This is a genomic window from Winogradskyella psychrotolerans (assembly GCF_018860565.1).
Taxonomy (GTDB): Bacteria; Bacteroidota; Bacteroidia; order Flavobacteriales; family Flavobacteriaceae; genus Winogradskyella; species Winogradskyella damuponensis.
The window spans coordinates 181652-198419 of record NZ_JAHKPS010000029.1 but is presented as its reverse complement, the minus strand read 5'-3'; the positions used below and the strand labels follow the sequence as shown (position 1 = coordinate 198419).

General features: G+C 32.5%; 14 protein-coding genes. 6 read left to right on the top strand and 8 right to left on the bottom strand.

The window, feature by feature from the left end:
* Positions 1-30 precede the first annotated feature (30 nt).
* Entirely contained in the window at positions 31-1086 is a 1056-nt protein-coding gene (locus KO504_RS16255) for an Omp28-related outer membrane protein (RefSeq protein WP_215928603.1), read from the bottom strand.
* Between the two features lie 190 nt (positions 1087-1276).
* Here KO504_RS16255 and KO504_RS16250 point away from each other — a divergent pair, with 190 nt between their 5' ends.
* The 4 genes from KO504_RS16250 to KO504_RS16235 all read left to right on the top strand — a co-directional run bounded on the left by KO504_RS16250 (position 1277) and on the right by KO504_RS16235 (position 6358).
* On the top strand, positions 1277-1762 hold the full coding sequence (locus tag KO504_RS16250) for a TlpA family protein disulfide reductase (protein WP_215928602.1): 486 nt from the start codon (positions 1277-1279) through the stop codon (positions 1760-1762).
* A gap of 40 nt (positions 1763-1802) precedes the next feature.
* Positions 1803-3452 (top strand): DUF6029 family protein, encoded by a 1650-nt coding sequence (locus tag KO504_RS16245; RefSeq protein ID WP_215928601.1) that lies wholly within the window; start codon positions 1803-1805, stop codon positions 3450-3452.
* A 136-nt stretch (positions 3453-3588) separates the two neighbouring features.
* Entirely contained in the window at positions 3589-5508 is a 1920-nt protein-coding gene (locus KO504_RS16240; protein ID WP_215928600.1) for a T9SS-dependent choice-of-anchor J family protein, read from the top strand.
* Positions 5509-5626: 118 nt separating this feature from the next.
* A complete protein-coding gene (locus tag KO504_RS16235; RefSeq protein ID WP_215928599.1) occupies positions 5627-6358 on the top strand; it encodes a T9SS type A sorting domain-containing protein in 732 nt (243 codons plus the stop codon).
* A 79-nt stretch (positions 6359-6437) separates the two neighbouring features.
* Here the strand turns inward: KO504_RS16235 and KO504_RS16230 are convergent, their stop codons facing one another.
* Both KO504_RS16230 and rsmG read right to left on the bottom strand, forming a co-directional pair.
* On the bottom strand, positions 6438-9008 hold the full coding sequence (locus tag KO504_RS16230; RefSeq protein WP_215928598.1) for a toxin-antitoxin system YwqK family antitoxin: 2571 nt from the start codon (positions 9006-9008) through the stop codon (positions 6438-6440).
* A 153-nt stretch (positions 9009-9161) separates the two neighbouring features.
* Complete coding sequence (rsmG, locus tag KO504_RS16225; protein WP_215928593.1) at positions 9162-9791, bottom strand: 16S rRNA (guanine(527)-N(7))-methyltransferase RsmG; 630 nt, start codon at positions 9789-9791, stop codon at positions 9162-9164.
* A gap of 147 nt (positions 9792-9938) precedes the next feature.
* On the opposite strand from rsmG, the gene KO504_RS16220 reads away from it, so the two are divergent.
* Positions 9939-11033, top strand: coding sequence for a fatty acid desaturase family protein (locus tag KO504_RS16220; protein ID WP_215928591.1), 1095 nt, complete (start codon positions 9939-9941; stop codon positions 11031-11033).
* A 35-nt stretch (positions 11034-11068) separates the two neighbouring features.
* The gene (locus tag KO504_RS16215; protein ID WP_215928589.1) at positions 11069-12256 is read left to right on the top strand and encodes a pyridoxal phosphate-dependent aminotransferase; all 1188 of its coding nucleotides are present in this window, start codon (positions 11069-11071) and stop codon (positions 12254-12256) included.
* A gap of 105 nt (positions 12257-12361) precedes the next feature.
* Here KO504_RS16215 and KO504_RS16210 read toward each other — a convergent pair whose 3' ends face one another.
* The 5 genes from KO504_RS16210 to trkA all read right to left on the bottom strand — a co-directional run bounded on the left by KO504_RS16210 (position 12362) and on the right by trkA (position 16636).
* Positions 12362-12616 carry a hypothetical protein gene (locus tag KO504_RS16210; protein WP_215928587.1) on the bottom strand — a complete coding sequence of 85 codons (255 nt, stop codon included), beginning with the start codon at positions 12614-12616 and terminating at the stop codon, positions 12362-12364.
* A 172-nt stretch (positions 12617-12788) separates the two neighbouring features.
* The gene (locus KO504_RS16205) at positions 12789-13058 is read right to left on the bottom strand and encodes a hypothetical protein (RefSeq protein ID WP_215928585.1); all 270 of its coding nucleotides are present in this window, start codon (positions 13056-13058) and stop codon (positions 12789-12791) included.
* 140 nt (positions 13059-13198) lie between these two features.
* Entirely contained in the window at positions 13199-13447 is a 249-nt protein-coding gene (locus tag KO504_RS16200) for a hypothetical protein (RefSeq protein ID WP_215928583.1), read from the bottom strand.
* 329 nt (positions 13448-13776) lie between these two features.
* Complete coding sequence (locus KO504_RS16195) at positions 13777-15279, bottom strand: TrkH family potassium uptake protein (protein WP_215928581.1); 1503 nt, start codon at positions 15277-15279, stop codon at positions 13777-13779.
* A 7-nt stretch (positions 15280-15286) separates the two neighbouring features.
* Complete coding sequence (gene trkA / locus KO504_RS16190) at positions 15287-16636, bottom strand: Trk system potassium transporter TrkA (RefSeq protein ID WP_215928579.1); 1350 nt, start codon at positions 16634-16636, stop codon at positions 15287-15289.
* Between the last annotated feature and the right edge of the window lie 132 nt (positions 16637-16768).

The following is a 16768-nucleotide window of genomic DNA, read 5'->3' as shown; positions in this document are numbered from 1 at the left end:
TTTTTTCTTACAGAAATTCAGCAAAAGAAATTATTCATAAGACTTATCTTCTCCAACATGTGCATGCTGTGAATTTTTAGCCGTGTTATCAGCGCTAACAACCATAGCAACAATACTCAAATTTTCCTCAACATAATTTGAAGGAAGCGTCATTGTATTTGACCAAATATGCTCAGTTAATTCGGCTGTTACAGGAATTGCATCTCCCAAAAGACTGGATAAAGAGTTTCTTAAGACCTCGTTATGTTCAAAATCTGGGATTATATCTCCCATATTATAAAAAGGACTTGTAGCATCATCATTATAATAATTAAATTGATCACTTATAATACCATCTTCTAATAAATAAACTACCAATTTATCTCCTTGAACTGAGCCTTCTTCATAAACCACATTGACTTGAACTTGTAACTCGCCTTCTTCAACCTCAGAGTTTATTGCTATTGCTAAATTAGTATCTAAACCAGCCATACTAGTAACAGCACTATTTGGGTGTGGTATTGCCCAATCTTCAGTTCTATTTAATCTCGCTGCAGGTAAACCATCGACACCAAAAGCATCTTTTAACAGTTGTATTTGTCCAAAATGCATTGGTTCAGGAAAATTGTTATTTGTTTCATGTATGGCAACAACCGTAATATCATCTGTTTCTTCACTTAATGAATAAATTGCACCTGCAACTCTCGGACAAAAGCCACACCATGTACCAGTGTAATCTTCTACAACAACTTTTCTTTTGGGTATGATAACACTAAATGTTTCTGTATTAGTAGTAACTTCTACTCCATCCTGCATATAAACAGCATACACTTCAAAATCTCCAATAGTATCAGAAGAGAATGACGTCCCTTCAATAGGCTCACCATTTACATAAAACACCAAGTCGGTAATTTCTCCCGCCTCAGAATCACTTGTAATTGTAAAAGGAATCTCTTGATTAATTAATGACGCTTTACGCACCAACTTATCTACAACAATTTGAGTGGTTGGAGTGTTTAAAGGTACATTATCTTCCGTTTTACTACATGCGACACTTACTAAAACAATTAGCAATAAAAAGAACTTTGGCATTTTTTTTGAAATCATAGCAATTATATTGTTTTTTGCTAAAATAATTAATTTTTAGTACATCACTACATTTGAAAATAATTTAACTAATATTGTGAAACACAATTTCAAAATTATTACTATACAAGCTTGTTAAATGTATTATCTCCTTCTGGAATATATTATAACAAACAGCATGTACTAGTTAAAAACGACAAATTATAAATACATGAAAAAACTAATTTTTATTTTTTGCTTAAGTCTATTTAGTCTAAACGCTATGGCTCAAAACGACCTTCCTAGTGTAGACTTAACCTCTATTGACGGTAAAACCATAGTGTTAAAAGATGCCACTAATAAAGATGGCATTACCATTATTTCCCTTTGGGCAACCTGGTGTGTACCTTGTTTAAAAGAATTGGATGCCATTAATGATATCTACGACGAATGGCAAGAAGAAACCAATGTAGAACTTCTAGCTGTATCAGTAGATGATAGTAGAACTGTAAAGCGTGTAAAATCAATGGTAAATGGTAAAGGTTGGGATTACACCGTTTTATTAGATACGAATAATGATTTAAAGCGTGCACTAAATGCTTCAAGTATTCCGCTTACAATTTTAGTAAAAGACAATAAGATTGTTTATAAACACTCTGGCTACAGTCCTGGTGCAGAACTAGAACTGTACGAAAAAATTAAAGAATTTTCTAAATAATAAAACCCAAGACTAACTTACCGCTAACAACCATATTATAATGAAAAAAATAGTTATTCTAGTTACACTATTGTCAAATCTCTACCTTATAAATGCTCAAGAAAACGGTTCATTTTACGGTGGATTAGAATCTAATTCACAATGGCTTCAAACAGATAAAGGCTTAAATTTTGTGGCACCAGAAGACCAATTTAGAGCTAACAATTACGTTTTAATGAATTACAATCTTGGTAAATTTACTGCTGGTGCTCAATACGAATCATACTTACCATCTGGATTACTTGGTTATAGCCCTATCTATGATAATCAAAACGATATAGCAACTTATTATTTTAATTATAAAGACGAAAATTTAGATATTACCGCAGGCTATTTTTACGAGCAATTTGGTAGTGGATTAATATTGCGTTCATGGGAAGACAGACAATTAGGACTAAATAATGCTATAAAAGGATTGAACATAAAATTTAATGCAACTAAAGACTTAAGCCTTAAAGCTGTTTTTGGAAAACAACGTTATGGTTTTGAAGAATCTGCAGGTACTATTCAAGGTATAGATGCCGATTTAAGTCTAAGCGGAGCTTTAAATATAGAATCTGTAGATATACAACTAGGTGCTAGTTATGTTGACAGGTATCAAGATACTAATGGAAACGAAGCACTTCCCACTACAGTTGGAGCTTATGGTGGACGTTTAGATTTTATTATCGACAACTTTTATGCTGGTGTTGAAGCCATTGTAAAAGATCCAGATGTTATTGTAAATGAAGAACAGATTTCATCCAACAAACTTTATGATGGGACAGCTTTACAAGTTAACGCAGGATATGCAAAAAAAGGATTAGGAATAAATGCTACGTTTAGACGTTTAGAAAACTTTAGCTTTTATTCAGACCGCTTTGCCGAAGGTAATATTTACAACCAACAGGTTGTAAACTATGTACCTGGACTTACCAAACAGCAAGATTATTTATTAACAAATCTTTACGTTTACAATCCGCAACCAAGACTAATTATTGAATCTTTTGACCAACGCTCTGGAGAAGTCGGCACACAATTCGATTTATTTTACTCTTTTAAAAAAGGCACATCTTTAGGCGGAAAATACGGAACAAAACTAGCGATGAACTTCTCTTATTGGGGAGGTTTAGATGCCGAATATAATATTGAAAACCGATGGTACAAAGCCAAATTTATTGGCAAAGGTCACCAACTGTTCAGAGATTTTAATCTTGAAATTAAAAAGAAATGGTCTAAAAACTGGAGTTCTGTGTTAACCTATCAAAATGTAATAGTAGACAAAGCCATTGTTGAAGGAGGTCCACTTGGAAAAAAATCTATCCTTGCAAATATTGGTGTTATTGAAGCTACAAGACGATTTGACAACGGAAAAGCAGCACGTTTTGTAGTACAACACCTATGGAGCGAAGACGATCGCAAAAATTGGGCAGCCGGAGTTGTTGAATATAATTTTTCTACGCGTTTGGCACTTTATGTAGCAGACAACTATAATTACGGCGGAGTAGACAAAATACATTATTATAGTGTTGGAGGAAGTTATAGCAAAGGCAATACGAGATTAGGCATTAACTATGGAAGACAACGTGGTGGTCTAATATGTATTGGTGGTGTATGTAGATTTGTACCTTCAAACACAGGACTTAGCGCCAACTTAACTGTTGCTTTTTAATTTTATCCGAGATAATAGTACTTAGACGGTGTTTATTTATAAATACCGTTTTTTTTATGTTAATTTTTTGCAAAAATTAGCTATTTAAGTATCTTCAAGCTCTTTTATTCTCAAATATTAACTAATACTTAAAAACATGATTAAAAAAATTACGCTCTTAACTTTGCTTAGTTTTGCTTTCTTGCAATTTACTACAGCACAAACTTACTTCTATGATGATTTTTCATCAGGAAACATGGACAACTGGACATTAACCGACGCTGATGGAGATAACAATGGTTGGTATTCAGCTGATTTAGATGACGGAGTACAAGAAGAACACGCCACATCGGCATCTTGGATCCCTACACCTCCTGCAGGAGAAGCATTATTTCCTGATAACTGGATGGTTTCAAAAGCTATCGATTTAACAGGAGCAAGTGGTTCTGTTTTATTACAATGGAAAGCTTATGGACAAGATCAAGATTGGGCTAACGAAAATTACACAGTTTATGTAGCAACAGCTTCAGATATTGCAACGTTAGGCGCATCTACAACGACTTTCAATGAAGTTATTGGAGCTACAGGAGCGTATGTTGAGAGAGATTTAGATGTATCTTCTTTTGCTGGTCAAACTATATATGTAGCTTTTAGACATCACAATACTACTGACCAATTCAGATTAAATATTGATGACGTTTCTGTTAGAACCATTCCTACTCCAACGGACGTGGTCTTACAATCTCTAAACCTAAACAGATACTCTTTAGTTTCTGTTGACAATCAATTATCAGTTAATGTTAAAAATATAGGTACAAACCCTATTACTTCGTTAGAAATTAACTGGAATGATGGTACTACAGATCATATCTCTACTATCAATACAAACATTGCAGCAAATGCTACAGCAACAATAGATCATCCAACGATGGTTAACTATCCAACTGCTGAAGAAAAAGATATTAATGTTACAATAACAGAAATTAATAATGCTACCAACCCTAGTCCTTTAGTTAATTCAAAAAACACTAAATTTAATACCATGACTCAATCTGGTACAAAAACTGTACTTATAGAGGAATCTACTGGTACTTGGTGTGGATGGTGTCCTAGAGGTACTGTTGGATTAGATTATATGTCTACAACTTATCCAAATACGGTTGTGGCAATAGCTGTTCATAATGCAGATCCAATGTCGGTAGCAGAATATGACACTAATTTAGTTAACACTATTGGTTCTGGATGGCCTAACTCTGGTCTTGATAGAAAATTAGTAGGTGTAGATCCAGGACAAGCTTCTTTACAAGAAGGTTATGATATTCAGATTAATGAAATTGTTCCTGTAGATTTATCATCTAGCGCTATTCAATCTGGTAATACTTTAACCATTTCTGCTCAAGCTGTATTTTACACTTCTTTTAGTGCTGCTAATTATAGATTAGGTGTTATAATTACCGAAGATGGTGTTACAGGTACAGGTGGTACTGGTTGGGGATATAACCAAGTAAATTACTACTCTGGCGGATCAGAAGGACCAATGGGTGGCTATGAAAATTTAGCAGATCCTGTTCCTGATACTCAAATGGTTTACAACCACGTTGGTAGAGCATTATTAGGAGGATTTAATGGACAAGAAAACTCTGTACCAGCAGTTATTAATACTGGTGAAAATGTATCTTATGATTTTAACTATACAGTTCCTTCTACAAGTGATGTTAACAATATGAATATTGTTGTGCTATTAATTGATGGAACCGACGGCTCTATTGTAAGCGCAAAACAAAGTACTGTTGCGCAAGCATTAAGTATTGAAAAAGTATCAGGAATAGATTCAATTAAATTGTACCCTAATCCTGCAACAGATACACTTAATATTGCTTTCCAAAATGGAAATGGTAATTATAACATTACTGTAACTGATATGTTAGGAAGAACCGTTATCAACAATAACTACGAAGGTTTATTTGGAACTCAAAACATAGAGTTACCTGTATCTCAGTTAAACGCTGGACATTACATCATGAACATTAATGATGGAAATGCTTCATACAGTTCAAAATTTGTAGTAAGCAAATAATATACAGTATACTACTATAACATTAAGGGAAGCTCTTCAAAAAAGACTTCCCTTTTTTATTAAACACAAAAAAACTATCTTTGAAAAGATATCTTCAATATTAACAAATCAAAATACTATGAAAAAAACATTACTTTTTTTGGGCTTAGTTTTAGCCGCATTCTCTGCAAACGCACAATTTGAAGTTAGAGACAAAAGTGACGACAGTATTGTCACCGATGGACAAACTATCAGTTTTTCTGAAGCAGGTTGTGGTTATTCTGACCCTTGTAACTGGAAATTTAAAGTCACAAATACTTCTACCGAAAACATATATATGAGAATTTTTGTTGACAATCTTGTAGGAACCGATGGCTCATTGTTTCAGTTATGCTTTGCTGGTGTATGCTTAAATAATGTTACTTTATATAGTGGTTACCCAAATACAGCAGCTATGATTGCCCCTGGAGCAACCAATAGTGCTGGTAATAATTTTTGGAATCAAAATCCACCTACAACTACAACGCCTATGAGCTGGACGCTTAGATTTCAAGCATTTAATGCTAGTGGCATGGAAATAGGCACACCATTAAGTGTAATCTATAATTTTGACCCAAGTTTAAGTATTAATGAATCTTCATTAGCGACTCTAGATGTTTATCCTACAAATACGAAGAATGAACTTAATGTAAACTCTAATGAAAATTTAACTGCTGATTTTTATGATTTATTAGGAAAAAACATAAAACAAGTTAACATCGTTTCTGGTGACAACACTATTGATATTTCAGATTTATCTGCACAGCCTTACATTATTCGTTTTACTAACGAAGAAGGCAATAGTATCATTAAAAAAATAGTCAAGCAATAACTTACTATTATAATCATAAAAAAACCGTTTGAGATATATTTCAGACGGTTTTTTTATGATTTTCTCTTTGGTAACACCATTAATACAAAGATTCAGGTGTTAAATTATAAATGTATAAATTTAACTTATTAATATACTTACTTGTATACCCCTGTTCTAACCTTTCTTCTGCAAAGAACACGACTTCATCTTCACTAGTCTTCATTGTAACCGTTAGTTTGTCTTGTTGTTTATTAAAAATAATATAAGCAATACGTTTATCGTATAAATCTCGAGACGTGAGATAAACGACACCAGACTCTAACTCATTATTTTTAAATACAGCTTTGTGCTCTACTTTTCCATTTATATCATAACGAATGACTTCACCATTGATATAATATCCATCTACAGTATAGCTTAATCGCTTTTTGTCTGAATCTTTATAATAAGCTATAGTTTGCATTTCTTTACCATCTTTGTATTGAGACACCCGCTTTCCTTTTTCATCATATATAACACGCTGAGTCACCAAACCATTATAATAACTTTCCTCAGTTGGTTTTTTGTTATAACCTGAGGCAATTACTTTGACTCCCTCGAAAGGCTTACCATCTTTATAAATTAAACTTGAAGTTTGCTTTCCTTCGCTATCATAATAGATCGTTTCTCCATGCAACTTATTATTTAAATAGGTCTCTTTAGATTGTAATTGTCCACTGTAATCATATTTTTCTACAACACCTTCCTTTTTACCATTTATAATCTGACCAACTTCTAAAATAGTTTCTTGATTATAATCAAATATATTATATACACCATTTGCCTTACCTTCTTTAATTGTTACTTTAGTTCTAAGTGCCGCATCATATACAGTACCTTCCCAAGGTTTTCCATCTTTATAAACTGCCTCTGCAAAAACATCACCATTTTTTTTATATGATTTTGAGCAACAAGCAACGTCAATCTCTTCCATTAATACAGGTTCTATATTTCCATATTTTCTATAGGGTCCATAATCATATCGAGTTAACTTTACGATCTCTCCATTAACTTCTTCTTTCATTAGGCGAATAATGTTTGACTCTGGAAAAAACTCATATAACGTCCCATTTTTAGTCACATAATCATAAGTACCAATCTGTTCATTGTTATCATTATAGAATTTACCATGAACTTTGTCATAGCCCTTAAATTCAGTATCGCTCTGCTTAGAACCATTACTGTAATACACAACTTCCCTTATTTTATTATATCCATTATCTTCTAAATACTCTGTTCGTTTAAAATCTACTTTTTCATTTTCTCCCATGAATTTTGAGATAAACACTGTTCGCTCCTTAACAAAGCCATTTACATATGTTTCAATACTAGAAATATCTGTATCATAGCCCACATAATACCTTTTACCATTTATAGGTTTTGCATATTTATTTTGATACTCAATTTCTAAAACACCCATAATTTTGCCCTGCTTATCGTAATACCTTTCTTTGTCTTGCGTCTTTTCACTAAACACGATATCAGTTCTATTATAAAAATGAATCTCTTTAACGAGCTCTCCATCAAGATAAGTAACTTCTTTATTTGCTGAGATTTCAGTGCCCGTTAATGGATAATAGTTATCATAGACCATACGAGCAACTTCTTCTCCCTTTTCATTGTAACTGATTTGCAATTCTCTTATAGCATCCTTATAAGTGGTTAAAGATTTAACTGTACCATCATTATAACGCTGTTCGTCTTTCTGTAATTTTCCGTCCTTATACGTTTTTACAGAAATTACCTCATTAGCTTTTGTATCCTTATAACCATACGAAAAATTATATACTGTACCATTCTCTGGTTTTAGATAATCGTTTTCAATAGTATAGGTAATGCTTCCTAATAGAGTACCATCTTCTGTGTAATAAGTACTTTTATATTCGGGAGATAATTCAAATTTTGTTCTTATTTGACCATTTTCGTAGAAAAAAGTTTCACCAAGTAAACGTTCATAAGGATAATATCTAATTTGTTTCACACGCATAGGTTCGTAATAATAAAACACTTCTACGCCTTTAGTGTAACCGTTTTTCAAAGTTTCAAGCTGCCCTATTAGTTTACCGTTTTCATCATAGTATTTTGATAAAAATCTAGCGCCTTTAACCACGCTATAATTTTCGTAACGAATACCATTAAGATCGTTGTTATAAATAACCTCTTTTATAGTATCATTTTCAATTTGCATAAAATAGCCATTGCTTCCTTGTTCTCTATTTGTAGCACCTTCTAAAACATAACCTTTCTTATATTTCGCAACTAATTTCTTTTTATTTAAAAAGGTTATAAACTCTCCTTCTAACTTATTGTTTTTATAGTTAGCCACTTGATAAATTTCTCCATCTTCATTATACCAACTTACTTTACCATGCCAAATAGTTCTTTCAGAATCTTTAGACAAACCATTCATTTGAAGCTGCCCAGAAGCATAATAATCTTTAATACGAAATAAACTGCCTTCCTTTTTAACTGGTGGACGAAAAAAAGCTGCACTATCTTTTACCGTTTCTTTCCAAGCTATATTGTAATAAATAGTGTCTTGCTGTGCACTTATTTTTGAAGGCAGAAAAAACATTCCGACAAAAACCAGCACTAGGCAGGTCTTAATGCGTTTTTTTATAAAAATCATTGTAGTATAAATTTAAAATCAATAATTAGGTAAGCCTGAAATTCTAAAAACGTAAACACGCTTTTATTTTCAGGTTGTAAATTTCCGAAACATACAGATTTAAAACCCTACTGTTTTCAGGGGTTTTAATATTACTGAAAACAACTAATCTGGTTAGACTTTATACTTTAAAGGTAAATGAATAACTTTTTTAGTTTCAAAAAATGGTTCTTTAAAATAGTCTGATAACAAGAAGGCCTTTACCGTTTTGTACTGTTTTAATTCTTCCGTTAAATCACCACCTTTAAGATATAGGATTCCATTTTTTAATTCATTTTTTTGGTTTTTTGCAATTTTACCCTTTACCCAAGTAGTAAACTCTGGCATTGTAGTAACAGCTCTACTCACAATAAAATCGAAGTGTTCATCAATAGCTTCTACTCTACTATGCGTTGTTTTTACATTGGTAAGTTCTATTGCTTCGCAAACAGCATTAATTACTTTTAATTTTTTATTAATACTATCTACCAAATGAAATTGGCTTTCTGGAAATAAAATAGCCAAAGGCACACCAGGAAACCCGCCACCTGTACCAACATCTAAAATAGAAGAACCTGGAACAAAATTTATGACCTTTGCAATCCCTAATGAATGTAACACATGTCTCAGATACAATTCATCTATATCCTTGCGTGAAATTACGTTTATCTTACTGTTCCATTCTTTGTACAAGTGCTCTAAAGCTTCAAATTGTTGAACTTGGTTTTCCGTTAAATTGGGGAAATATTTTAGAATCAATTCCATAAGTTGTCTTTCTGCAAAAGTAATTCTTTTTAAGATTTACAATTTAACATTCTTCAATAATGGTTGCTTTTTATTTATTAACTATCTTTGTATTGTTATAATGAATTAAAATCCCTTACGTTATAACAATAAATAATTTATATTCTAATGGCACAACAAACCGTAAAATTCTCTAGAACAGACTCTGCTAAGTTCTTTAAAACCCTAAACAAACGCGTTAACAACTACTTCAAAGAAAATAATATTAAAAAAACAGGCAACTGGAAACTCTACATAAAAGCAATAATAATGTTTGCTTTATTACTTGGCCCTTTAGTTGTATTGTTGACAGTTGATCTACCAGCATGGCTACAGATTATATGCATGATGGTTATTGGTATTGGAATGGCAGGTGTAGGCATGAATGTTATGCACGACGCAAACCATGGCTCATTTTCTAGTAAAAAATGGGTAAACAAACTTATGGGAAGCAGCATACATATACTAGCTGGTAACGACTATAACTGGAAAGTACAACACAACGTTTTACACCACACTTATACAAATATCCAAGGACATGATGAAGACATTGATGCAGGACGAATTATTCGTTTTTCTAAACATTCTAAATGGTTAAAAATTCATCAATATCAAAAATATTATGCCTTTTTATTATACGGTTTATTAACGGTTAACTGGGCTATTACCACCGATTTTAAACAAACCTACCAATACCTTAAAAGAAAGTTATCTTATGGTGAATTTCCTAATCCTGCAACACAATGGACAAAGTTAATTATTGGTAAAATATTATACTACTCTATTTGGGTGGTATTACCTTTAGTTTTAGGTTATGCATGGTGGCAAGTTTTAATTGGATTTCTAATTATGCATTATACAGCTGGAATTATTCTAAGTGTTATTTTTCAATTAGCACATGTAATGCCAAATACAGAAATGCCTTTACCAGACCAAGATGGAAATATGAAAAATACTTGGGCTATTCATCAATTATTCACAACCTCTAATTTCTCACCTAAAAGTTGGATTGTAGAGTTTTACACTGGTGGCTTAAACAGACAAGTAGAACATCATTTATTCTCAAATATTAGCCATGTGCATTACAAAAATATTGCAAAAATAGTAAGAGAAACTGCTCATGAATTTAGTTTACCTTATAACGAATACAATTCTATTTGGACAGCTATTTCGGAGCATTATCAGCAATTAAAAGAATTAGGTAAAAAGCCAAGTATGGCTTAAGTCACTTCGCAGATTAAAAACAACGAATAATTACAATGATGAACCAACTATCAGATAGAATTAACAACCTAGCGACATCAGCTACGTTAGCTATGGCTGCAAAAGCCAGAGAATTACGTGCAGAAGGAAAAGACATTATTGGACTAAGTTTGGGAGAACCCGACTTTAACACTCCCGATTTTATTAAAGAGGCTGCGATTGAAGCTATTAACCAAAATTATAATAGCTACACACCTGTTGATGGTTATGTAGAATTGAAAGAAGCTATTATCACCAAATTTAAACGCGATAATAACCTCAACTATTCATTACCGCAAATTGTAGTGTCTACTGGAGCTAAACAAGCACTTGCAAATGTCGCTGCTGTAATGATTAATCCTGGTGATGAAGTTATTTTACCTTGTCCTTATTGGGTAAGCTACAGTGATATTGTAAAATTGAGTGATGGAGTTCCTGTGGAAGTTCAAACCTCAATTGATAATGATTTTAAAATGACAGCTGAACAGTTAGAAGCTGCCATTACTCCAAAAACCAAAATGATTTGGTACAGCTCACCTTGTAACCCAAGTGGTTCTGTATATAGTAAAGAAGAATTGAGAACGTTAGCAGATGTTCTAAAAAAACATCCTCATATCTATGTCGTTTCAGACGAAATCTACGAACATATTAATTTTAAAGGAGGTCATTTTAGTATGGCTGAATTTGATGATATGTACGATAGAACTGTGACTGTAAATGGGGTTTCTAAAGCCTTTGCTATGACAGGTTGGAGAATTGGTTATATAGGAGCTCCAGATTGGATTGCTAGAGCTTGTAACAAAATGCAAGGCCAAATTACTAGTGGAGCTAATTGTATTGCTCAACGCGCTGTAATTACAGCTCTAGAAGCAGATCCATCTCGTATAAAGTATATGGTTGATGAATTCAAGGAAAGACGTAAACTTATACTTGATTTATTAAGTGAAATAGAAGGATTTAAAACAAATGAACCAGAAGGCGCCTTTTATGTCTTTCCAAATGTATCATCATACTTTGGAAAAACCATTAAAGGAAAAACAATAAACAACGCTTCTGACTTCTCTCTGTTTTTATTAGAAGAAGCTTTAGTGGCAACTGTTACAGGTGAAGCTTTTGGAAACCCTGATTGTATAAGAATTTCTTATGCCGCTTCTCAAGACAATATCAAAGAAGCTATTAAGCGTATTAAGTCTGCTTTAAGCTAAATAAAACATATTATAATAGATATAAATAAGTTGTAACGTTACTGTTGCAACTTATTTTTTTATACAGAACTTTAGCTTTAAAGAACTATAGTATTAAACTACACTTTATACACAAGCCACAAGAGCTACACATGCAAACACCGCTATTTTTAAGGCCATTGAAGTTGTATGGCTTGTCTTACACAGTTTTGGAAATTTAGAACGCCTCCTAACACCAAATATCGATTTATTACACGCCTTTTTTAAATTATATTTTACAACGCGTTTGTATCTGGAATTCAATAAGCCTTTTGTTGCTAAATGAGACTTATTAGAACGCTTCGTATTCGTTTTTGCACCTTCTGTTTTTTTTAATCTCATAATTGTTGATTTAAATATTTCAGATAAAATACAAATTATTAATTAAATCTCAAAAAACGAATCTAAACTCTGTCATTATCACAATAAACAACTATAAAATCTAACAATTCTAAGTAGGCAATGCAATTTAAAATTTATTAAAATAATTAGAAACACAAATTATGTTACTTTTTTAATTAACTAATACATCTGTTAAATATATAAAGCCTATTAAAAGAAAAACAAACAAAATAATAGTAAACAATATTACTTTTAGCATTCTAACTTTTCGCTCTTCTTTTAAGCGCTTGCCAATTTCTTTTAATTGTTTTGTTGACGCTTTAGGTAAATTATATTCCGTTTTACGGCTACGCTTATAACCACCAAGTAAGTTTTTGAACTTCTCCCGCTTAGGCAACTGATTCCTATTGTAATTAATAACATTCATTGAATTAGATGGCATAGCAGTAAGGTTTTAAATTAAAAAAATAAGCGAGAACAAATTGCATCAATACCTAATGTAATATGCGATTGTAGAGATAAAAGACACAAAAAACAAGTCTATTAGGTCAGTTAAAAAAGAGCTGTTAAGGCTTTATTTTATTAAAACAAAGCGATGAGCGCAATAGCAAAGACAGATAGTTTTAAAATAACAGCTGTATAATTTACCATGTGACTTTGAATACGCTTTGTACGTTGTCTAATTGCAAATACTGATTTTGACTCTAAAGTTTTAAAGTTTTGTTTTACTACAGATTTGTAATTTGAATTTAATAAGCCACGTGTTGTAAAATGAGATACCGCAATGGGTTCTGGTACAAATTCTAATGATGAGTTTAATGATAATTCCATGATTGATGTTTGTTTGGTTATACAAATATGACGTATTAACATTTAAAATGTTACAATCTAGAGGTCACAGCATTACAACACCAAACCCTCTAATATCACAGAATTATTAATGAGAATATAGGCTAGCTCAATTTTAAAATAGTAAAAAAAAAGAATAGAATTATTGATTTTCTTTAACCAACGTATAAATAAAAAGTCCTAAACCTATCATTTTAAGAAGTAGGATGAATGGATTAAATTCTAAATCATTTAGAAAAAGCAAAACCGATCCTAGAATTATAAATACTGCCACTAATAATTTAATTTTATTTACAACCATCCTATTTAATTTATCGATTACGCCAGAAAAAAGGAGTTAACAATATCAAAACTGTAAATAATTCTAATCTACCAATAAGCATTAAAAAAGAAGCCCACCATTTTCCTAAAGGCGGTAAAGCAGCATAATTATTTACAGGTCCAAACTCACCCAATGCTGGCCCTACGTTTCCTAAACTAGAGGCCGAAAGTCCTATGGCAGAAGTAAAATCCATTTGAAACATTGAAAACACTAAAGCCCCTACAATAAAGGACAACATGTAAAGAATAAAGAAACCAAGAACATTGAATACAATATCTTTAGAAACCGATTTACCATTATAACGCACAGGAATAATAGCATTAGGATGTAAAGCACGCTTAAATTCTAAAAAACTATTTTTAATTAAAATTAATTGACGCATTACTTTTACACCACCAGAAGTACTTCCCGCAGAACCGCCTAAAAACATCATTCCAAAAAAGAATACAGTCAAAAATGGAGTCCACATAGTATAATCTGCACTTACAAAACCTGTTGTTGTAATCACTGTCAACACCTGAAACAAAGCATGTCTTAATGCACTTTCTGCTTCTCCTAAAACCATTGGGTGCGATATGGTGGACTGAGACACATCTGCTTTAAAATAGATTAAAACGGCCGCAATTAGAGTAAAAATGATAATAAATTTAAAATAGAGTTTAAATTCTTCATCTTTTAAAATTTTAGAGACTTTACCTTTAAAAAGATAGTAACTTAATACAAAATTAGTACCAGCCAAAAACATAAAGAATATAATAATATACTGTATTAACGGATTATCATTCCAATAAGCAACACTAGCATTTTTAGTAGAAAAACCGCCTGTAGATAATGTACTCAATGCATGATTTACAGCGTCAAAAAAAGACATACCTGCAAGTTGCAATAGTAATGTTTCTGCCACGGTATAACCAACGTAAATAAGCCATAATCGTTTAGCCGTATCTGTTATTCTTGGGTGCAATTTATCTGCACTCGGTCCCGGAGCTTCAGCTGTAAATAATTGCATGCCCCCAACACCAAGCAAAGGCAATATCGCAATCGCTAAAACAATAATCCCCATACCGCCTATCCAATGGGTCATACTTCTCCAAAACAAAACACCTTCTGGTACTATTTCAATATCATTTAAAATACTAGCACCTGTAGTTGTATAGCCAGACATGGTTTCAAAAAAAGCATCTGTGAACGAAGGAATAGCGTCTGTAGCAATATAAGGCAAGGCGCCGGTTATTGACATCACAATCCAACCGAAGGCAACGACGATATAACCTTCGCGCTTATTCATTTCCTTACGATGGTTTTTTGTTCTAAACATTGCCAAAACACCAATTAAAAATGTTGTAACACCTGCTAAAAACAATTGAAACGTAACACCATCTTTATAAATAAAACTTATCAACGTTGCGATAAGCATAAAACCACCATTAAACAGTAATAGCAACCCTAGGAAATGGAAAATAATCTTATAATTAAGTTTTATTCTAGACATGCTCTTATTAAGAAAAAAAACGTTCTACTTCAGAAATAGACCGAGGCAAACAACAAACTACAACACGGTCACCAGGTTGAATTTTGAAACTTCCTAATGGAATTGATCCTTTTCCATCTCTAATTACACCACCAATGATCGCGGATTTTGGAAATTTTACATCTTTAATAACCTTATTCGTAATTTTAGATTTTTCCTTAACCACAAACTCTAAAAGTTCTGCATTCATGTTAGTTAACTTGGTCATAGCAACCACTTCTCCTTTTCTAATGTATCTAAAGATATTATTTGCAGCTAATAATTTTTTATTAATTAAAGTATCAATCCCAATAGATTGCGATAATTGATAGTAATCCATATTTTCAACCAAGGCTATAGTTTTCTTTACACCTTTAGACTTTGCTAAAAGGCACGACATAATATTGGTTTCAGAATTACCCGTAACAGCAATAAAGGCATCCATATCTGAAATATTTTCTTCATCTAAAATGTCCACATTTCTGCCATCACCGCAAATAACTAAAGCACTTGGTATATCTTCTGCTAATTCTTCAGCTTTACCTCTTCTACTTTCTACCAGTTTTACATTAAACTTACTCGAACACAAATCTTTAGCCGTTTGAAAACCTATTTGACTTCCTCCAAGAACCATAACATTTTTAATCGTAACTTTAACTTTTCCTGATAATTTAAATAATTCCTCATCACCACTTTTAGAAGTCATAAAAACAACTTTATCGCCTTCTTTAAAAATAGTATCACCACGAGGTATTATAGTATATTGCGTTCCCAATCGTTGAATTGCAATAGGGATAAAATTTAATTCCGGATAGATTTCTGCAGCTTCTTTTACTGTTTTGTCAACAAAGGTTGCTGTTCGAGACAAACGTAACCCCAACATGGTTAATGCTCCGTTTTCAAACTCATAGGTATCATTAAAACCATACTGATTTAAAAGTAATCCTATTTCAGAAGCAGCCAAAGATTCTGGTGAAATTAATTCATCAATCCCAAATTTAGAAAATCCAACCGTTTCTTTATTATCTATAAATTCGGTATTTGAAATACGAGCTATTGTCCGTTTCGCACCCAACTGCTTTGCCAAAACAGATGCTGTAATATTTGTGGTTTCCGAGGATGTTACAGCTATAAATAAAGCGGCAGTATCTATACGCGCATCTCTTAAAACCGCAATAGACGTAGCATCACCTTTAATAGTTCTAATATCCAAGTGCTCAGCAGCGTAACTCAGACTATCTTTTTTGGTATCAATTAAGGTGATTTCTTGCGACTCGTAAGACAACAATTTTGCCAAATGAAATCCAACTTCTCCTGCACCTGCAATAATTATTTTCATGTGTTTACATTTATTGTTTTTAAAAAGTCACATGCGGCTCGCAATTAATCATACCTTGGGCAGATCTCATTTTGAACATGCTCGTTTCATTTTACTTCATTGAAATAAGCGTACAAATATACTAAGAAGTTA